The following is an 18,402-nucleotide window of genomic DNA, read 5'->3' as shown; positions in this document are numbered from 1 at the left end:
CCTCCGTTGTCACTGCTTGACGCCGCCGGTGGCGAGGCCGCTCTGCCAGTAGCGCTGCAGCAGCAGGAAAGCCACGACGAGCGGGATGACCGACAGCAGGGATCCGGTGACGACGTACGCGAGCATGTCGCTGTTCGCGCCGGAGCCGCCGCCGACGGCCTGGGCTGCCCAGGACGCGAGCCCCACCGTGACGGGGTAGAGGCTGGGGTCGCTGAGCATGATCAGCGGCAGGAAGTAGTTGTTCCAGGTAGCGACGAGGGTGAACAACACGACGGTCACGAACCCCGGGGCGAGCAGCCGCATGGCGATCCGGGCGAAGATCTGGAACTCGCCGGCCCCGTCGATGCGGGCGGCCTCGAGGACGCTGTCCGGCACCGCGTCCTGCGCGTAGACGCGCATCAGGTACAGGCCGAACGGGCTGACCAGCGATGGCAGGATGATCGCCCACGGCGTGTTGACCAGACCCACCTTTGCGAACAGCAGGTAGGTCGGGATCGCCAGCGCGGTGGTCGGCACCATGATGGCGCCCAGCACCAGGTTGAACGCGACCCGGTCGCCCCGGAAGCGGAACTTGGCGAACCCGTACCCGCCAGCGGCGGCCAGCAATGCGGCCCCTAACGCGCTACTCACGGCGTAGATGCCGGTGTTCACCAGCCAGCGCACGAAGACCCCGTCGTCGTGGGTCAGGGTCGCCCGGATGTTGGCCCACAGTTGCGGGCTGTCCGAGAACCACAGGCCGAACGTGGTGAACAGGTCCTGGGTGCCTTTCGTCGAGGCCACGAGCAGCCAGAACAGCGGCAGCAGGAAGTACGCGAGTGCCGCCAGCATCGCGATCGTCAACGGTGTGCTGCGCCGGCCCGTCATACGTTCCTCCCCCGGTTGGCGGTGAGCAGGACGGCGTAGGAGACGATCACGATGACCAATCCGAGCAGGAACGACACCGCGGCGGCGTAGTTGATTTGCTGGCTGGTGAAGGCGAGCGAGTACGCGTACAGGTTCGCCGTGTACCCGCTGTCGATGACGTTCGGTGCGATGTCCTTGAGCAGTCTCGGCTCGTTGAACAGTTGGAAGCTGCCGATGACCGAGAACACCAGGGTCAGCAGGAGCGCCGGCCGCAGCGCGGGCAGCTTGATGGACCAGGCGATCCGCCACGCGCCCGCCCCGTCCACCGCGGCCGCCTCGTACAGGCCCGGCGGGATCGCCCGCAGCGCGGCGTACAGGATGATCATGTTGTAGCCGACGAACTCCCAGGTGACGATGTTCGCCAGGCTGCCGAGCATCCAGCCGTCGGACAGGAAGCGCGGAGCCGGCAGGTCCAGCGTGCGGGCCAGTTGGGCGAACGGGCCGTAGTCCGGGCCGTAGAGATAGCCCCACATGAGCGCGGCGACCACGCTCGGCACGGCGTACGGGACGAAGATGCCCAGCCGCACCACGCGGGACAGCCGCAACAGTCCACTGTCGAGTGCGAGCGCGAACAGCAGTGCCAGCGCCAGCATCACCGGCACCTGGATCACGAAGAACGTCGCGACCCGGGCGATCCCGCGGATCAGTTGCGGGTCCTGGATAGCGGTGACGTAGTTGTCCAACCCCACGAACGACGTCCCGCCGACGAGCCGGTCCTGGAACAGGCTCAGGTAGGCGGCATACGCCAGCGGTCCGATGAAGAGCAGGACGAACACCAGCAGGAACGGCGCGACGAACAACGGTCCGGCCGCACGGCGTTGCGCGATCCTCACGACGCTTGGACCGTGAAGCCTTGGCTCTTGGCGAAGGTCGTCAACCGCGTCTGCCACTGGTCCAGCGCGACGACGGTGTCGGACTTGTCGGCAAGCGACTTGCCGACCGTCTCGGTCCAGTCCGTCACCGCCCGGTCCAGGAACGGCGGCCACTGGAAAGACAGGTTGATCGTCGAGTTGATGTCCGCGAAGACCTGGTTGACCTTCTGACCGCCGTAGAAGGCGGGCGCGTCGCCCACGTAGCTGGGGTCGGCCTGCAACGCCTTGGTCGCCGGGAAGAAGAACTGCTTGGTGGCGAACAGCTTCGCGCTTTCCGGGTCGCTGTTGATGAACTTGGCGAACTCGGCGGCCACAATCGCGTTCTTCGTCGTCTTGATGACCGCGCTCGTCGAGCCGCCCCAGTTGCCGGAGGTCGGCTTCGCCGCGTCCCACTGCGGCAGCGGCGCCGCCCGCCATTTGCCCGACGTCGACTTGGCGGAGCCGGCGAGGAAGACGGGCCCCAGGCGGCGGTGAGCCAGGTCGCGTACTTGCCCCGGTTGAGCGCGTTGAACCAGGCGTCGGTGAAGTTCGGCTCGGTGCCGATGACGCCCTCCTTCGCGAGCCCGCCCCAGTACCGCGCGAGGTTCTTGGCGGCCTCGTCGTTCACCTTCAGCGAGATGTCGCTCGCGCCGGACACCGCGTATGGCGCGGCGCCCGCCTGCCAGAGCAGGCCGTGCCAGGCCGCGGCCTCGTTCGCCGACAGGCAGGTCAGGTACACGTTCGGGTCGGCCGTGTGCAGCTTGCGGGCCGCGGCGGCGAACTCGTCCCAGGTCTTCGGTACCGCGATGCCATGCTTGTCGAAGATGTCCTGCCGGTACAGCATGCCCATCGGGCCGGTGTCCTGCGGGATCGCCCAGACCTCGCCGTTCCGGCCGGTGACCTGACCCCAGGTCCAGTCGACGAACTGGTCCTTGAGGGCCTCCGCGCCGTACGGCCGCAGGTCGAGCAGGTCACCCGTGATGGTGAAGGTCGGGATGTACTGGAACTCCATCTGCACCACGTCCGGCGCGCCGGTCCCGGCTTTGAGCGCGGTGCGCAGCTTCGTGTACTGCTCGGTGCCCCGGCCGGCGTTGACGATTTTCACCTTGATGGACGGGTACTTCTTCAGGAACAGGTCCACTTCCTGCTGGATGTCCGGCACCCAGGTCCAGAACGTCAGCTCGGTCGGCGTCGACATCGCCTTGTCGATGTCGGCCTGACTGACCGGCCCCGTGGGCGCCGTGTCGTTGTTGTCGTCGCCGCCGCCCCCGCAGGCGGCCAGCGCCGCGCTGAGCGGCACGGCTCCCGCCGTCGCGAGCAACGTCCTGCGGCTAACCAAGGGAAAGGATCTGGGCATGGTGAGACTCCCGTCATGTGGGCAGGGGTTATCAACGCGCTGCGGACAACGCGCACAGGAGACAGTGCTATGTGGACAGAAGGCGGCTGGACGGCGTTGACTAGCGACCGGTGGGTGGTGCGGTGGATGTGCGGACGATCAGCTCCACCGGTGGGTCGACCGCGGGTGGCGGGTCGGCGTCCGGTTTCTCGATGGCCTGCACCAGAAGCTTGAGTCCTTCTTGGGCCACGGCATCGAACGGCTGGCGCACGGTGGTCAGCGGAGGTGTCACGTACGCGGCGAGCGGGATGTCGTCGAAACCGACGACGCTGACGTCTTCGGGCACCCGGCGGCCGGCTTCCAGCAGGGCGCGGATCAGACCGACGGCCATGTCGTCGTTGGCGGCGAATACCGCGGTCACGTCGCGGTCCGCCGCCAGTTTCCGGCCGGCCTCGTACCCGGAAACGGCGGACCAGTCGCCTTCGACGACCGGCGGTTCGGCCCGGCCGTGCGCCCGCAACGCGGATCGCCAGCCGTCCAGGCGATCCCGGGCGGCGTACCACCGCTGCGGTCCAGCCAGGTGATGGACGGTCGCGTGGCCCAGCGCCAGCAGGTGTTCGGTGGCCGCCCGAGCCAACGCGTCGGCGGCGACCCCGACGGTCAGCACCTGGGGCGCGGCGAACGCTGGCGGCGCGCCGAGCACGAGCACCGGCACGTCGACGCGGACCGCGGCCGCTCCCTCGTCTATCGGTTCGGAGATGACGATGCCGTCCACGCCCTGCTCGATCAGTGATTCGACCGCACCGGTCACGCCGGCCGGGTCGCCCTCCACCGTGTTGACCACGCGCAGTGCGTAACCGGCGTCGCGGACGGCCCGTTCGACACCCATGAGCAGCGAGGCCGGGCCGTACAGGGCCGTGCCGAGGGTCACCACGCCGATGGAACGCGTCCGGCCGGAGGCGAGCGCCCGTGCCGCGTGATTCATCCGGTAGCCGAGCTCCTCCGCCGCGGCGAGGACCCGCCGGCGCACGTCGGCGGAGACGTACGGCTCGTCGTTGAAGACCCTGGACACGGTCTTCTGCGAGACGCCGGCCACGCGTGCGACATCGGCGCTGCGCGGCATGGCAGCGTTTCTGCCCCGTCCCACCATCCGCGTCATGGTATCTCCCGATGCCCTGGCCACTGCTGCCTGCTCGCCATCTGACTGCGCTGTCATGTTTGCGCAGTCAGACACGGCCCGTCAAGAGCCCGAAACAATTCCGCAACCCGCGCCACCCCGCCCGCCCGATACCCGCTGGGCACCGCCGCGATACCCGGCTCGCTCCCCGGACGCCGCGCAGGTGCCGAGGCACGGCGAGCAGCGCCCGCCGTAGCTCCTCTCGCGGCTCGTCCTGGACCCACTGAAAGGCCCAGCAGCCGCGTTGCTGCGCTCGGCCTGACGTCCCGTGCCGTCCAGCGCTATGCGGTTGCTGTCAGGTGCGGATCCCGAGGTCTTCCAGGCTGGTCGCGAGTGGATGCGGTTGGCCGGTCAGCGCGGCCAGGGCGGTGGCGACGGCTTGCAGGTCGGCCTTGATGTACGTGGTGGTGGCCGGGCCGGTCTTGTCGGTGTGCCCGGCGTAGGCGCGGGCAATGCCGTAGCCGAAGTTGCGCTCCACCCAGGTCAGCGTGGTGTGCCGCAGCCAGTGGGTGGAAATGCCCTGCGCGGCCACCCACGGCAGCCGATCCCCGATCCGCTTCCACAGATGGTCGTAGCGCCGCGAGGTCAGCGGCCGGCCGTCGCGGTAACGCAGCAACTGATCCGCGGGCGCGACCGCGCCGCGGTGGCCGGCGTGGTCGACCAGATGGGCGGCCAGGTCGAGGCTGATCGGCTGCCAGCGCAGCGTCTCGCCCTTCTCCCGTATCCGCACCAGTCCCTGATCGGGGTCGAGGTCCATGCGGCGCAGCGCGAGCGCGCCGGCACACCGGCAGGCCGTCTCGGTGTGCAGGCGCAGCAACAGCGCATCGAGAATCGCGTCGTTACCACTGGTCCGGGCCGCCTCGTTGATCTCGGCCAGTTCCCGGATGTCAACGCACGGCGAGTGTTGGGCAGCCGGCGCGGCTTGCCGATCTGATGCGCCGGGCTCGCCGAGGCGGCAATCAGCCCGTCGGCGATCGCCCGAAGAAAGAAGGCCCGCGCGGCCGCGATCACATGCTCGCCGGCGTGCCGGCCGCCGCGACCGTTGCGCCGTGCCACCGCCCTGGCGACCGCTTCGCGCTGCAGCGCCTCAACGTCAGTCGCGGAGACCGCGTCCAGCCGTCGATCCCCCCACAGCGCCGCCATCCGCGCCCAGTAGTTGCGGTAAGTGCGCCCGGCGCCAGGCCCAGCCGCGGCGACCACCTGCGGCAGGTACTCCGCCACGGTGGGCATCTCGACACCGACACTCTCGGCGGCCTGCAGGTCGGCGACGGTCACACCCAGTTGTGCCAGCAACCTTCGCGCCTGCGCGACCCGCTCCGGTTCAGCCATCGTCCTGGTTCTCCGGTTGGCGACAATAGTGCGCGGCCAGCAGGCGAGCGATCAACGGCGGCGGGTGCACGATCAACAGGTCGCGGGTGGGCACCGCGACCAGCACGACCTGTGCCTCCATGGTGAGCCCGGCCAGCATCCGCGTCGAGACCGGCAGGGTCAGTTCGCCGCGGCTGCCCACCGCCTGCCGGCCCGCCGCGCTAGAGGCGATCACCACGGCGTCGACGCCGACGCGCAAGTCGACGCGTTCCCCCGGCGCCCACGCCAGTGCCGCCAGCAACGAGCGCGAGCAGAACCGCCCAGACGCATCCAGGCGCGCCACGTCCAGCAGCAACGGCTCAGACCGGGCGTCGGCCGGCAGGCTCAGCCTCGGCAGCGCTGGCACCGTCAACGGAATCGGGGGCGCGGAACGGCGCATCGCCGGAGGAACCAACGCCCCGATCAGCCGCTCCGGACGAGGAGCGGCCGGCTTGCCTGACCAGCCCATGCCGCTCATCGTCGGCCGAGCCGGGGATGGGACTTCGGGGAAACAGCAAGATCAGACCGTCCGACGGGCCACAGCCCCTCGGCTCGGATCAGCAGGCATGCTGCGCCGGTGTCCGATAGTCCCCGCCAACCGGCCGAACGTCCGCTTACCGCGGGATTCCACCGAAATTGCGCTCCAGGGCGGTGGTCGTCACCACAAAGGGCCTTCTCTTGCTGGACTGCGTTGCGAGCGCTAACCCAGCACGATAAGGCCCTTCCTCATCACGACCCAACCGACACGCTTACTAAAGGGCTAACTTGACGCATGACACCCGTCGGTACGGCGACGCGCGTCAACCCGTCGTCCAAGGCCGGAGCTTCTCGGGGTTCCGTATTCCCCAGATGTGCTTGATCCGGTCGCCTGCGATGTCGAACGCAATAACCGTCATGGTGATGCCAGCTTGCTGTTCCACCAAACCGGGCCGACCGTTGACCGTGCGCTCCAGGAGCGTCAGGTTGGGTGCCGCGTGGGCGATATCGACGAAGAAGCGCGCGACTTGCTCGGCGCCTTCGATTGGGTGGAGCAGGGCGCTGACGATACCGCCGCCGTCGCCGATCGCTGCGGCGTCGGGGTCGAGGAGGCCGACGAGGGCGTCGATGTCCTTGGCCTCCCACGCCTGCTTGAATTCCCTGACGATGCCGGCTTGCTGGGCTGTCGGAGTCGCGGGAGCCTGCGACGCGCGAATGCGACGGCGGGCTGAGGAGGCCAGCTGGCGAGACGCCGCCGGTGTACGGCCGACGATCTCGGCCACCTCGGCGAAAGAGTAGCGGAAGACATCGTGAAGGATGAACGCGACGCGTTCGGCCGGGGTCATCGATTCGAGCACGACGAGCAAGGCCATGTTGATCGACTCGTCGAGGGTGACTCGGTCGGCCGGGTCGACGATGGCGCCGTCCGAGCGCCCGCTTGTCCACTCCGTGCGATCGGGCAGCGGCTCGGGGATCCATTCGCCCACGTAGGTCTCCCGCCGGGCCCGTGCCGAGCCGAGCAGGTCCAGGCAGATGCGGCTGGCGACCGTCGTCAGCCAGCCGCCGGGGAGTCGATGGCTTCCTGCTGCTCTTGGGGCATGGCGTACCAGCGGGCGTAGGTCTCTTGTGCGACGTCCTCGGCATCGGCCAGGGAGCCGAGGAGCCGGTACGCGAGATTGATCAGCCGACGCCGCTCGCTCATGATCGCGCTCCGGCCCGCATCGGGCCGGCCGCCTCTTGGCTCCGATTTGGTGCTCACGTGTCGACGACTCCCTCGGTCGCATTTGCCCTCACCAGTTTGACGAGACAGCGCACCGAATTGTGAGGTCGGCGCGTCGCCTCACATTCCAAAGGGTCGTGTCGTCGTACTGCTGAGACGAAACACCAGCGAGTTTGGCCATGAGGAGGCTGCCCATGAGGCATCGGTGGACGAGTCGGATCCGAACCGGCGGCGTGGTCGCGGTGGGCGTGGTGCTCGCCGTGTCCGCGACGCCTGCGCGAGCCGACCTACGCGAGGGTCCCACCCCCACGCCCAACGCGTGGATCACAAGTGCGGAGGGCGTCGCAGAGAGCCTGTGGAGGAGTTCGGCCGGAGACGCCGACTTCGCGACGATCAAGATCGACCCCGAGACTCGGAAAGTCGTCGTCTACCGGAAAGGCGGCGCGGCCCTATCCCGGTACCAGTCGGTACCGAAGCCGGCGGACGTCGCCGTGGAATACCGAACGGCTCCGCTGTCGGGCACCGAGACCAACCAGCTCATCCACAGCATCAAGGCGCAAACGACCACCCTCGCCAAGCAGGGCATCGAAGTCAATGCGATTTGGAGCTCCGGCAGCGGCCCCGTCACCATCCAGGTCCAGCACATGAACTCCAACGCGCGCAACCTGGCCACACGGTTCGGCACGTACGGGCCTGGCACCGTCACCGTCGAGGAAGGCATCGTCAAGGCAACACGGGCGGACCGGGACTTCGACGCGAGGCCGTTCGTAGCGGGGGCACACACGATCAGTTCAGCCGGCGTAGGCGAATGCACCAGCGGCTTTACGGGTCGCAGCGCTGGCACCGGCGCGGGCTACATGATCGTCGCATGGCACTGTGTCCGGTTGGCCGACCCCCGCATCTGGACCACGAACAAGAATGGAGTTTCGGGCGGAAGCTACGTAGGCAGGGCGACCGTGCTCGACATGAACCATGACATCGCCTATGTACGGACCGCCGACTCCGTCCTTCCGGCAATCTGGGACGGCCCGATCGGTTCTCCATTCTTGAAAAACGTTACGGCTATGCAGAAGCCAAATACCAGCATGACGAGGATCTGCACCTCAGGCGCCTTCAGCGGGGCCCGATGCTACGGGACGATCTATGCCGAGGGGTGGTACTACATCGGCGGCTACTGGTCGTACCTCTGGGTCGCCACCAGCAATAACGGTACGTCGATAGCCGCCCGAGGGGACAGCGGCGGTCCGGTCTTCATTCCGAACGGCAACAACGTCACGGCTGTCGGCATGATCAGTGCCGTAGAGATCGACCCCAATCTCCCGTGTACCGGCGATGCTACCCAGTGTGGCCAGCTATTTTACTTCACGGACGTCTATACCGAGGCGTGGCTCAACCACGACATCAACATGACCCAGTCATGGCCCTGATGCGGTAGCGGATGGCGACCTTGGTATTTGAGCGTCAGAACAGCCTCTGGGCGGGCAGCCCGATACCAAGATCGCCCCCGCGGTCAGGCGCCGAGCACGTCGGCCAGGTCGAAGTTGACCGGCTCGTCGAGCTGCTCGTAGGTGCACGACTCCGGGAGGGCGCAGGCCGGGGAACAGCCATTGGACGCAGGTGACGCCGGTGCGGCCGAAGATCGAGCGTAGGTCGGTGCGGTCACGCTGTTGGATCGCGAGGTCAGCCAGGCGCGGCGGCAGCAGAAGCGCGTGCTGAGCGACGCGTAGGTGCGTGGTGGTGTCGATGTGTTCGATCGCCTCAGCGCTGAGCTGGACCTGTCTGCTGGCGCTGATGCCGAAACAGCAGCAGAAGGCTGCCGGCCAGCACCTCGAGCGGCAGCGCGGTGTCGTTGAGGCAGCGGCGTAGCTGCTGCCATTGGACCTGTTCGGGGTAGCGGGCCTCCGGCGCGTGCCGACCGGCAGCGACGGCACCTCGACGTCGCCGGTCAGACGCCGGCTGCGGGCCCAGGCCAAAAACGGCCGCAACGAGTAGTGGTAGGTGGTGCCGTCATCGAGCCACTGGTCGACGTGAGCCTGGGTCAGCTCGGCCAGCGCGAGGTCGATGGTCTCCAGCCAGGCCAGGAAATGCAGCGCGATAAGGACACGGGATCGCATTCCGTTCACGGATCCCTGCGTGATCGGTCGTGTTTGGGCGCGGCGGCGAGCGCGGCGCAGTAGCACCCATTTGGCGAACGGGCGAACGAGCCGGCGGTGGCGGTTCCCGGAGGCGCCGCACCGCTGGCAGGCGTGGTCGTTGCCGACGCCGGCGCAGGCACCGCAGATCGGTTGGCCGGTGTGGTTCTCGGCGACGAGGACCCGGTTCCGCTCGCATCCGGCGCAGTGCCCGGGGTTGGCCCGCGCGGTGTCGTAGCAGTTTCGGCAGACCGGTCCGATGGGCCAGATCGCGTGGGCGGGCCGCTCCGCTGCGCACCGGGTGCAGGTCTGAATGCGTCGGGGCATGCACCTCAGACAGATCGGTGCCCCGTCGAGGTGTTTCGGACAGGCCCGCGTCCGCCCGCACCGCGAGCACGTCATGACCGGCCCTCGGTAGCACGCGTTGCACATCGCTGCCTGACCGGGGCCGCCGCGTCGACCAGCGCGGCTTCGCCGAGATCCACGACGTGCCCGGTGACCAACAAGACCAGCTTCGAAAGACCATCCGCGCGCTAATCCATCAGCGCACGGGCCACCCAGTCCAGACACACTCGATCAACGGAACCGTCTACGTCGAATGCCCAGCGATCTACGAGCGGCGCGCCGAGCAAGGCATGCGTGAGGCCGCCGACGCTATCGGCGCGGTCCTCAAAGGCGAGCCACCGCCTCTGCTGGACCAGGACTGGGCGATCTCCTGGACCGCCTGGGATGTCACCTAACCAGTGACCGTCGGTGGCGAGGGCCTTCCAGGTGGGCGTCGTGCCCGCCGGTGCGGGGCCAGTATCGCCTCGGTGTGACGTCGAGGCCCAGCGTGATCGGCTCGGCAGGTCAGCAATTCGGATTGGAGGAACGGGTTACAGTCACGGTGTCAGCCAGGCTGTGCGTACGAGTAGATGAAGTTCCTCGCTGATCGCGTCAGCCGCCGCGTGGAGGTTACCTTTTGCGCCCATCGCTGAAGAGCCAACCCGGGGAATGCTCGCCGGCAGCCCAACCGGGAATGCGGTGGTAGTTTGCGCCGCTTTTCAATTTCCGCCGGTACTAGTGTCCCGTGATTCTGATGGGTTTACTTGGCGTTGTTGTCGACGAGTTGTTTGATGCTGGTCTGTACAAGTTGGACCTTGGCGAGGATCTCGTCGGCGGTCGCGGTCCATTGGAACGGGCGGGGATCGGTGTTCCAGGCGGTGATGTAGTCCCGGATGGACCGGATCAGGACCTGCACGGAGGAGAAGGTGCCGCGCCGGATGGCCTGCCGGGTGACGATGCCGAACCAGGTCTCGATCTGGTTCATCCAGCTGGAGCCTTTCGGGGTGAAGTGGAAGCGCACGTGCGGGTTCGCTTCGAGCCAGGCCAGGACGTCGGGGGTGGTGTGGGTGGACAGGTTGTCCAACACCACATGCACCTCGCGGCCGCGGTGCGGGGCAACGGCCTTGCGCAGGAAGGCCAGGAACGCCGCCCCGTTCCGGGACGGCCGGCATTCGCCGACGACCTCGCCCGTGGCGACGTTGAAGGCGGCGAACAGGTTCGTGGTCCCGTGTCGGACGTAGTCGTGGGTGCGTTTCTCGGTGGCGTCGAACTCGATCGGTAGCAGCGGCTGAGTGCGGTCCAACGCCTGGATCTGCGTCTTCTCGTCCAGGCTGAGAACCACCGCGCCACCCGGCGGATCCAGATACAAGCCGACGATGTCGTAGACCTTGGCCGCGAACGCCGGATCCTTACTGAGCTTGAACGTGCCGGACCGGTGCGGTTTGAGGCCGTGCTCGCGCCACAGCTTGGCCACCCAGTGATGCGAGACCGGCACCTGCTCGGTACGGGTGACGTAGGCGGCCATCTCCCGACTGGACCAGTGCGACAGACCAGTCTGCGAAGGCGGGCTCATCCGGGTCAACGCCAGGACCCGAGCCCTAATCCGGGCCGGCACCTGCTCCCGCGGCCCGCCAGGTTGCTGGCTGAGCAGGCCGGCAGCGCCGTCCGCGGCGTACCGGCCCAGCCACAGATCCACCGTCGGCCGCGACACCCCCGCCAGCGCCGCGATGTCCTTCTTGCGACGGCCTTCGGCGTGCCACAACACGATCCGCGCCCGCGTCCCGACCGCAGCCGACACCTCACCACTGTTGAGCAGCGACCCAAGCTCAGCCCGCTCGTCCGACGTCAACTCCACCAGGACAGCGAACCACAACCACATCACGTAAAGACAACAGAATCACGAGACACTAGGAGATGCCGGGGAGCTGTGGGGCCTGGGAATTGAAGAGGGACTGCGGTGGTCGTTTGTCCCAAGGGCTGGTCCTGGCGGTCGTAGCTGGACCTTTGGCTTGGTCGATGCTTTCGAAGCGATCGTGATGGAAGTCGAGCCGCTCGTTGCGCTCTGCAAGCGAAACGCGAAGCCAGGTGACCTGGCTGGCCGTCCACCAACTGCCGTCGGTCTTGGCGAACGTGCTGATCGTTGGGGACATGGGCGTTACCAGGCCCTGTTGCCACCGCGCCATCATCGTCTCGTGTGTCATCTCCATCAACGCAGTTACGTCAAGCTGCGCAGAATGGTCATCGTCTACCGGCATCGGCGCTTCCTTACGAACATGGCAGTCTCTTCGAACCGTGCTCCCCGCAGTGACGAACGGCAAACTGGCCCCGGTAGCCGGGCAGGGCACTCCATCGAGATCCTCCCGTGCATGATTCAAACCTACGCCACCGTCCACACCCCAGCCACAAACGACGGGCCAGCGGTGACCCAGGACGGTAGGGATCTTGGTAGGGAACCATCCGGGATCACCCCGTCCGGCCCTGGGACGCACCGGGACCCGGCTGACATAAACCAGCAGCCCAGTGGCACTGTCCGGAACCGGCCGGGCTCACCGGGGATGACCGGCTACTTGCTTCGGAGAACACGGCGGTCATCTCGAACCCGGCGAACCCGGCGATCCCACCAACCAGCAACGCGACCGCCCCGGCCGAGAGCAGCAGGCCCGGCGCGAGCGCGTCCAAGCTGATCTGCCCGTCGGCGGGATGCCCGAGTAGGACGATGTCGAACACGACCGTGACCGCGATCTCCGCCAGCAGCAGCCCACCGAGTAGATAGCCGTTGACGTCGAACCGGCATACCCCCAACCCGGCCACCAGCAGCCAGCCGGCCAGGGCACACACCCACCACGCCACCGTCCACCCGAACGTCGCCTCCACGATGATGGCGGCGACCTTCCCGAACGCGCCGTAGATGCTGATCTGCATCGCGTTGTAGGCCAGCACGGCGACCTTCGCGGCCCCGACGCCGGGCACCCGACCCAAACCGTGCGCGACGTAGCTGTAAAACGCCCCCGCGTTCACGACCCGGCGGGACATCGCGATGTAGCCGACCGCGAACAATGCCAGGACGGCGGCGACGGCGAGGTAGGCGATCGGGATGCCGATGAACTCGGTCACCGCGAAACCGGTCGTCGCCGACCCGGCCACCACGATCAACGGGGCGGCGGCGGCCATCACACAGAACACCACCGCCCCCACCCCGAGCCGGTTCCGGGCCAAGGTCGTGGACACGTTGCTGACCTGCCGTGACGGCGGGCCTATAGCAGTCATCAAAGGGCTCCACATGCAGAAAGGAGGAGGGGGTTGTTGGCCGGTTTGGGTTTAGGTGCGGTGGCTGACCAGGGTGTTGCCGACCGTGGCTCGGGTGTGCGCCAGCAGTGACATGACAGGTGGCGGGAGCGTGTCGAGAAGGTGCCGCAGATAGCCGCGTGTCCAGTCACGGTTGTCCGCGTCCCGGATCAACCACTCATCCAGGCCGGTCGCCTGCGGAGCTGCCCTTCATCGAGGCGTCTGCGCGGTCGCGTCGTCGTAGAAGCCGGCGAAGTCACGTCGCAGCTCCCATCGGAGTTGCCTTCATCGAGGCATCTCGTCCGCCAGAGCCACCTGCGCCAGCAGGCCCTGTCGCAGCCCCAATCGGAGCTGCCCTTCATCGAGGCCATGCACAACGTCTCGGCCGGCACCTATGGCGCCCCCCAAGGATCACTGCCGAGCTACCCGACAACGGCAGCGAGCCGGTCAACCACAAACGCGTGGGCTCCATCCGTCGCCCAGGCTGCCAACCCTTCGAGATCATTGAGGACGGCGGGACCTGCCGCGTCCAACAGGGCTGGCTCCCACCAACCTGGAGCGTGGCAGACCCCGGTAGATCCGTCGGCGGCTATGGTGTCGACGCGGTGGGAGCGGCGTACGGCTGCCCCGCACCTTGGGCCAGCCCGGTGAAGTACGCCTGATAGACGTGCAACAGGCTCTCGGCCAACTCCTCGCATTGGGACGACTCGACCAGGATGTTGTTCCTGTCCGCATACGCAGCGATCCGCTGCGCCGCCACCGTCACCGCCGCCTTCGCGGCGTCGGAGTTCACCGGCATCATGCCGCCACCCCCTGCCCGGCCAGCTCATCGGTCGGCTGGGCGGAGCGGGAGCCGGCGAGCTTGGCGGCGGCCTGACCGATCATCTCTGCGGATCGGGCCGGGTCCAGAGCGACTTCGGTGAGCTTGTCGAACGCCGCCGCATACCGGTCGGCGGCATCTGCTTCCAGGATCAGCCGGCCCCCGAGGTGCTCCACCACCGCGACCGGCGGGTACGGCCGGGCCATTCGGCAAAGAAGGATCGCCACGCAGCACGGACGCGACCGCAAGACCCGCCAACGCGTACGCGTACGGCGTGCCTACACGCTGCGCGGCCTCCTCCTGTGCGGTCTGTGCGGCCGGAAGATGCAAGGCCAGTACAGCCACGACGCCGCCTACTACCGCTGCCGCTACCCCGCCGAGTACGCGTTGGCCAACCACGTCCAACATCCCCGCAACGTGTACCTGCGCGAACAAGACCTCCTACCGCTACTCGACGAATGGCTCGCGCAAGCCTTCGCACCACAACGCGTCGCCGACACCGTCCGCGAACTCCACACAGCGCAACCCCGGCAAGCCGTACAGGTCAAGCCCGTCGAGGACGACACAGCGGCGGTCATCGCGGCCTGCGACGAGAAACTCGCCCGCTACCGCGCCATCGCAGAGGCCAGCGGCGACCCCGCGACCATCGCCGGATGGATCGCCGAGGTCAACGCCGAGCGCGCCGCGGCCCTCGCCCGCAGACCGGCACCCAAAGTCGAAACGACCAAGATCACCCGACTCAGCGAAACAGACATCGAACGGCTAACACGGACGTTCGACCGGGTCCGCGACATGATCAGGCGGGCAGAAGCCGAAACCAAGGGCGAGGTCTACCGGCAGCTCCGGCTCACACTCACCTACCACCCCGGAAACAACGAAATCCGAGTCGAGGCAAGCCCTGACCCGGATTCCTGTGGGGTTTTGGTACGTGTCCGAGGGGGAGTTGAACCCCCACGCGTAGCATTTGTGCACCAAACGGGTGCACATGCCACCACGATAGCCGCCGCAGACCGCGGCAGCAACTCCCCGAAAGCGTGGCGACGCAGGGCCTTTGGGCAAGGTCCAGAGCCTCCACCACCACGGCCGCTCCACAAGCGACGATCACCTCGGACGACATTGACCAACTGATGCCGAACGGCCCGGGTGGAGCAGATGACCAGTCCCAACCCCGACCACATGATCGAATACTGCGATGACGTGCTGCCCCACATGCTGACCACCGCCTGCGGAGTCGACCGCGACCTCGCCTCCCGCATCGGCCAGGACATCCTGCCCGGGCCGAAGCGCTGGCCACCCATGCCCCCGCACGACCAGGACGTGCTGATCACCCCGTTCGTCGAGGAGGTGTTCGACCACAAACCACTCGACACCCCATTGGACCTCAAGACAAAGGTCACCCTGGTAGTCCGCAACAGCCTGCTCGAACAGGCCCACCACACCGGCCAACTCACCTCAGGGATCACCACGGCCACCGAGTACGCCGCCGGCCCGCTATCGCACTTCCTCGCCGCGCGCCGCCGCAACCCCGTCGACTACCAAGGCACCCGCCTTCAGGATCACCGTCGCCGTGGTCGCCGCCGCCGTCGTACCCCTCGCCCTGATCGCGACGCCGGTGCAGGCAACACCGCCGAACATCCCCTCGTACGCCACCGCCCTCGGCCGGCTCAACACACTCACCGTGGCCGCAGAATCCCACCAGTCCACCTACGACCGCGACCTGTTCCCCCACTGGGGCACCATCACCGGCTCCTGCAACACCCGCGAACAGGTCCTCAAACGCGACGGCACCAGCGTCAACGTCGACAGCGCCTGCTACCCCACCTCCGGCTCCTGGCGCAGCCCCTACGACGGCGCCACCTGGACCAACCCCGCCGACGTCGACATCGACCACATGGTGCCCCTGTCCGAAGCCTGGGCCTCCGGAGCATGGGCCTGGACCACCGCACGACGACAGACGCCTGGATCCAAGTCAAGTGGTACTACAACCTCACCATCGACAGCGCCGAAAAGTCCGCGCTCACCACCATGCTCGGCACCTGCTAACCCGGCACCACCGGGCCTTCGACCTAGGCCCCGGCGGATGGCCGGGGCCTAGCATCCGCGATGGATGAACACGAGAACCGCGTCAGCAACAGCTCCGTCCCTCGAGATGATCTGCAAACACGGCGGCGCTCCGGACGCTTCTCGGCTGGAGTGCTGTCACGAGCCGCAGCTGGTCAACGAGAAGACCGCGAGCGAACCGCGCGGTAGATCACCCACGCGGGCCTCGAGGCCGGGCGGCCGCACATCACACCGGGCCGCCCGGCGGCGATCAGAACAGCGATGGAGACCGGATAAGGGCGTTGACTGTCAGAAGGTAGCTACCTCGATTCAGTCGTTGGCCATCTACGAGGCCGGTGATCCGCTAACCCTGGTGATTCACGGTGATCGTGAAGATGGGCCGTATGTCGGTGTGTAGATAAGCGAAAGTGCCTCTCCTGCAAGGGAAACTGACGGTGTCGAATCGATCAGGTTCTCTGGCGGAAGGGGCACCTCGCAGGTGCAGTTTACGGCGTGGTCGAGGGATCTGCGGGTTACCGCGGACGGTACGGGTGTGGTGTCGCACGTGGGTGCGGTGCTGCTGCGGATGTTGGCCGATCGGGCCGGCCTGACGCAGGCGGTCTCGGCAGGGTTGGCGCGGCGGAACTGTTGGCCGGGCCACGATCGGGGTCGGGTGCTGGTCGACCTGGCGGTGATGATCGCCGACGGTGGTGAGGCGATCTGCGACATCGACGTGCTGCGCCACCAGGGCGAGGTGTTCGGCCCGGTCGCGTCGGCGGCGACCTGCTGGCGGGCCCTGGACGAGATCGGCGACATGCAGTTGCGGCGGATCGGCAAGGCCCGCGCGCAGGTCCGCGCCCGCGTCTGGGCGCTGCTCGGGCAGCTACCGGCCGCGCGGGCGGCGGGCCGGGACATCGGCGACGGGGTGGTCGTGCTCGACGTCGACTCCACGATCGTGTTGGCGCACAGCGACAAGGACGGCGCCGCACCGACCTACAAGCATTCCTATGGGTTTCATCCGATCCTGGTCACCTGCGACAACACCGGCGAACTGCTCGCCATCAAGCTGCGGCCCGGCAACGCCGGCGCCAACACCGCGACGGATCATCTGGCGGTCCTCGAACAGGCGGTCGCGCAGATCCCGGCCGCCCACCGCAGGCATCTGCTGGTGCGCGGCGACTCGGCCGCCGCGACCCATGCGGTGCTGGACTGGCTGGTCGAGCAAGGTAAACGCCGCGGGCGGCGGGTGGAGTACTCGATCGGCTGGGCGATCGGCGAGCCGGAACGCACTGCCATCGCCGGCATCCCCACCTCAGCATGGTCGCCGGCGATCAACGCCGACGGTGGCATCCGCGAAGGCGCGCAGGTCGCCGAACTGACCGGCCTGCTCCAGCTCGACAGCTGGCCGGACGGGATGCGGGTGATCGTGCGCCGCGAACGCCCGCACCCCGGCGCCCAACTGTCGCTGTTCGAGGAACAAGATGGCTGGCGCTACACCGCATTCGTCACCGGCACGAAGATCGGTGCGCTGCAGTGGCTGGAGGCCCGCCACCGCGCCCACGCCCGCGTGGAGGACCGGATACGCACCAGTAAGGACACCGGCCTTGGTCGGCTACCGTCCCGCGAGTTCGCGATCAACCAAGCCTGGTGCACCACCGTCGCGATCGCCGTCGACCTCATCCGCTGGCTCCAGCTCCTCGGCCTGACCGGCGACCTCGCCCTGGCTGAGCCGAAACGGCTGCGCTACCGCGTGCTGCACACCGCCGCCCGCCTCGTGCACGGGCAACGCCGCCGCCGGCTACGCATCCCAGCGACCTGGCCCTGGGCCACCCAGATCACCGCCGCGTTCGACCGGATCGCGGCCATCCCCGCACCCGGCTGACCTCATTTCGGCCGCTGTCCCGCCAACCGGAGGAACCCCAGGAGACCACGCCCGCCGACGCGACAGCCGGCCCTTCGACCTGCCCACCAACCAACCCCATCGACAAACAGTGATGGAATCAGACGGGCAGACCCGAACCATCAGACCGATGAATGATCGAGGCTAACAGTGATACGCGCTTCCGTAGCTGCTGAGGAACTGGTCGGACACCCATCCGGTGACACCTGTGGTGTTGTTCCGCAGGTAGGTCCAGGTCGTGTGTCCGCCGACGTTGTCGCCGACGGTCCAGCAGCGGTACGTGACAGAGTGGCTGCTGTACCCCAGACCATGCGAGACGCAGTTGGTGCCGGGGCCTGATCGGATATTGACCCCCTCGTACAGGAAAGCGCCGGACTGCGGGACGTTGGTGGAGGGAGTCACGTTGCATACTGCCGCCGAGGCCGGCGGAGCGGCTGCGACGGGTGCCGCCGCGGCTCCCATTATCACTGCGACCACCAAGCCGCCACGACGAAGCACTCGATCCATCGACATCCTCCTTAGCTCGGCTTGAAACGTTGTTCAAGCCACTTCACTTGCGCCGCATCCAGAATCACCGGCCCCGTCGATCAA

Annotated in this window: 20 protein-coding genes and 1 pseudogene; 5 read left to right on the top strand and 16 right to left on the bottom strand. The window is 67.6% G+C overall.

Going from position 1 to position 18,402, the window contains the following annotated elements; translation table 11 throughout:
- Positions 1–9: 9 nt before the first annotated feature.
- The 9 genes from Prum_RS33325 to Prum_RS52265 all read right to left on the bottom strand — a co-directional run bounded on the left by Prum_RS33325 (position 10) and on the right by Prum_RS52265 (position 7,349).
- The gene (locus Prum_RS33325; protein ID WP_218577441.1) at positions 10–864 is read right to left on the bottom strand and encodes a carbohydrate ABC transporter permease; all 855 of its coding nucleotides are present in this window, start codon (positions 862–864) and stop codon (positions 10–12) included.
- Positions 861–1,736 (bottom strand): carbohydrate ABC transporter permease, encoded by an 876-nt coding sequence (locus Prum_RS33320; protein WP_246278250.1) that lies wholly within the window; start codon positions 1,734–1,736, stop codon positions 861–863. Before Prum_RS33320 ends, Prum_RS33325 begins: the two co-directional genes overlap by 4 nt.
- A complete protein-coding gene (locus tag Prum_RS53985; RefSeq protein ID WP_281369068.1) occupies positions 1,733–1,864 on the bottom strand; it encodes a hypothetical protein in 132 nt (43 codons plus the stop codon). Before Prum_RS53985 ends, Prum_RS33320 begins: the two co-directional genes overlap by 4 nt.
- A complete protein-coding gene (locus Prum_RS52275; protein ID WP_246278249.1) occupies positions 1,861–3,054 on the bottom strand; it encodes an ABC transporter substrate-binding protein in 1,194 nt (397 codons plus the stop codon). Before Prum_RS52275 ends, Prum_RS53985 begins: the two co-directional genes overlap by 4 nt.
- 157 nt (positions 3,055–3,211) lie before the next feature.
- Positions 3,212–4,240, bottom strand: a complete 1,029-nt coding sequence (locus Prum_RS33310) for a LacI family DNA-binding transcriptional regulator (protein ID WP_246278248.1) — start codon at positions 4,238–4,240, stop codon at positions 3,212–3,214.
- A 322-nt stretch (positions 4,241–4,562) separates the two neighbouring features.
- Positions 4,563–5,099: a tyrosine-type recombinase/integrase gene (locus tag Prum_RS52270; protein ID WP_345540591.1), complete on the bottom strand. Its 537-nt coding sequence runs from the start codon at positions 5,097–5,099 to the stop codon at positions 4,563–4,565.
- Between the two features lie 489 nt (positions 5,100–5,588).
- Entirely contained in the window at positions 5,589–6,083 is a 495-nt protein-coding gene (locus Prum_RS33300) for a hypothetical protein (RefSeq protein WP_173080053.1), read from the bottom strand.
- Between the two features lie 331 nt (positions 6,084–6,414).
- Positions 6,415–7,077: a sigma factor-like helix-turn-helix DNA-binding protein gene (locus tag Prum_RS33295; RefSeq protein WP_246278247.1), complete on the bottom strand. Its 663-nt coding sequence runs from the start codon at positions 7,075–7,077 to the stop codon at positions 6,415–6,417.
- 65 nt (positions 7,078–7,142) lie between these two features.
- Positions 7,143–7,349: a sigma factor gene (locus tag Prum_RS52265; RefSeq protein WP_246278246.1), complete on the bottom strand. Its 207-nt coding sequence runs from the start codon at positions 7,347–7,349 to the stop codon at positions 7,143–7,145.
- A 140-nt stretch (positions 7,350–7,489) separates the two neighbouring features.
- Here Prum_RS52265 and Prum_RS33290 point away from each other — a divergent pair, with 140 nt between their 5' ends.
- Entirely contained in the window at positions 7,490–8,737 is a 1,248-nt protein-coding gene (locus Prum_RS33290) for a chymotrypsin family serine protease (RefSeq protein WP_173080052.1), read from the top strand.
- 83 nt (positions 8,738–8,820) lie between these two features.
- On the opposite strand, the gene Prum_RS33285 is transcribed toward Prum_RS33290, so the two are convergent.
- Complete coding sequence (locus Prum_RS33285) at positions 8,821–8,973, bottom strand: hypothetical protein (protein ID WP_173080051.1); 153 nt, start codon at positions 8,971–8,973, stop codon at positions 8,821–8,823.
- Positions 8,974–9,930: 957 nt separating this feature from the next.
- Between Prum_RS33285 and Prum_RS33280 the strand changes: the two genes are divergently transcribed.
- Complete coding sequence (locus Prum_RS33280) at positions 9,931–10,182, top strand: hypothetical protein (protein ID WP_173080050.1); 252 nt, start codon at positions 9,931–9,933, stop codon at positions 10,180–10,182.
- Between the two features lie 344 nt (positions 10,183–10,526).
- Here the strand turns inward: Prum_RS33280 and Prum_RS33275 are convergent, their stop codons facing one another.
- The 6 genes and pseudogenes from Prum_RS33275 to Prum_RS33250 all read right to left on the bottom strand — a co-directional run bounded on the left by Prum_RS33275 (position 10,527) and on the right by Prum_RS33250 (position 14,098).
- The gene (locus Prum_RS33275; protein WP_173084417.1) at positions 10,527–11,621 is read right to left on the bottom strand and encodes an IS630 family transposase; all 1,095 of its coding nucleotides are present in this window, start codon (positions 11,619–11,621) and stop codon (positions 10,527–10,529) included.
- A 52-nt stretch (positions 11,622–11,673) separates the two neighbouring features.
- The gene (locus tag Prum_RS33270) at positions 11,674–12,021 is read right to left on the bottom strand and encodes a hypothetical protein (RefSeq protein WP_173080049.1); all 348 of its coding nucleotides are present in this window, start codon (positions 12,019–12,021) and stop codon (positions 11,674–11,676) included.
- Positions 12,022–12,331: 310 nt separating this feature from the next.
- A pseudogene (locus tag Prum_RS33265) lies at positions 12,332–13,033 on the bottom strand (APC family permease); the annotation flags it as partial.
- Positions 13,034–13,084: 51 nt separating this feature from the next.
- Complete coding sequence (locus tag Prum_RS33260; RefSeq protein ID WP_173080047.1) at positions 13,085–13,225, bottom strand: hypothetical protein; 141 nt, start codon at positions 13,223–13,225, stop codon at positions 13,085–13,087.
- 415 nt (positions 13,226–13,640) lie between these two features.
- A complete protein-coding gene (locus Prum_RS33255; protein WP_173080046.1) occupies positions 13,641–13,853 on the bottom strand; it encodes a hypothetical protein in 213 nt (70 codons plus the stop codon).
- Positions 13,850–14,098, bottom strand: coding sequence for a Scr1 family TA system antitoxin-like transcriptional regulator (locus tag Prum_RS33250; RefSeq protein ID WP_281369067.1), 249 nt, complete (start codon positions 14,096–14,098; stop codon positions 13,850–13,852). Before Prum_RS33250 ends, Prum_RS33255 begins: the two co-directional genes overlap by 4 nt.
- On the opposite strand from Prum_RS33250, the gene Prum_RS33245 reads away from it, so the two are divergent.
- The 3 genes from Prum_RS33245 to Prum_RS33235 all read left to right on the top strand — a co-directional run bounded on the left by Prum_RS33245 (position 14,022) and on the right by Prum_RS33235 (position 17,793).
- Positions 14,022–14,999 carry a recombinase zinc beta ribbon domain-containing protein gene (locus Prum_RS33245; protein WP_281369138.1) on the top strand — a complete coding sequence of 326 codons (978 nt, stop codon included), beginning with the start codon at positions 14,022–14,024 and terminating at the stop codon, positions 14,997–14,999. The genes Prum_RS33250 and Prum_RS33245 overlap by 77 nt on opposite strands.
- Before the next feature lie 439 nt (positions 15,000–15,438).
- Complete coding sequence (locus tag Prum_RS33240) at positions 15,439–15,966, top strand: hypothetical protein (protein WP_308785395.1); 528 nt, start codon at positions 15,439–15,441, stop codon at positions 15,964–15,966.
- Between the two features lie 444 nt (positions 15,967–16,410).
- Positions 16,411–17,793, top strand: coding sequence for an IS1380 family transposase (locus Prum_RS33235; RefSeq protein WP_173080043.1), 1,383 nt, complete (start codon positions 16,411–16,413; stop codon positions 17,791–17,793).
- The last annotated feature ends 609 nt before the right edge of the window (positions 17,794–18,402 follow it).

The organism is Phytohabitans rumicis, from assembly GCF_011764445.1.
Classification (GTDB): Bacteria; Actinomycetota; Actinomycetes; order Mycobacteriales; family Micromonosporaceae; genus Phytohabitans; species Phytohabitans rumicis.
This window is presented reverse-complemented; position numbering and strand designations above follow the sequence as displayed.

Bases quoted from the DNA above. Each gene is read 5' to 3' on its own strand.
- Prum_RS33325 (WP_218577441.1), bottom strand. From the start codon at position 864: ATGACGGGCCGGCGCAGCACACCGTTGACGATCGCGATGCTGGCGGCA.
- Prum_RS33300 (WP_173080053.1), bottom strand. From the start codon at position 6,083: ATGGGCTGGTCAGGCAAGCCGGCCGCTCCTCGTCCGGAGCGGCTGATC.
- Prum_RS33290 (WP_173080052.1), top strand. From the start codon at position 7,490: ATGAGGAGGCTGCCCATGAGGCATCGGTGGACGAGTCGGATCCGAACC.
- Prum_RS33270 (WP_173080049.1), bottom strand. From the start codon at position 12,021: ATGCCGGTAGACGATGACCATTCTGCGCAGCTTGACGTAACTGCGTTG.
- Prum_RS33255 (WP_173080046.1), bottom strand. From the start codon at position 13,853: ATGATGCCGGTGAACTCCGACGCCGCGAAGGCGGCGGTGACGGTGGCG.
- Prum_RS33310 (WP_246278248.1), bottom strand. From the start codon at position 4,240: ATGGTGGGACGGGGCAGAAACGCTGCCATGCCGCGCAGCGCCGATGTC.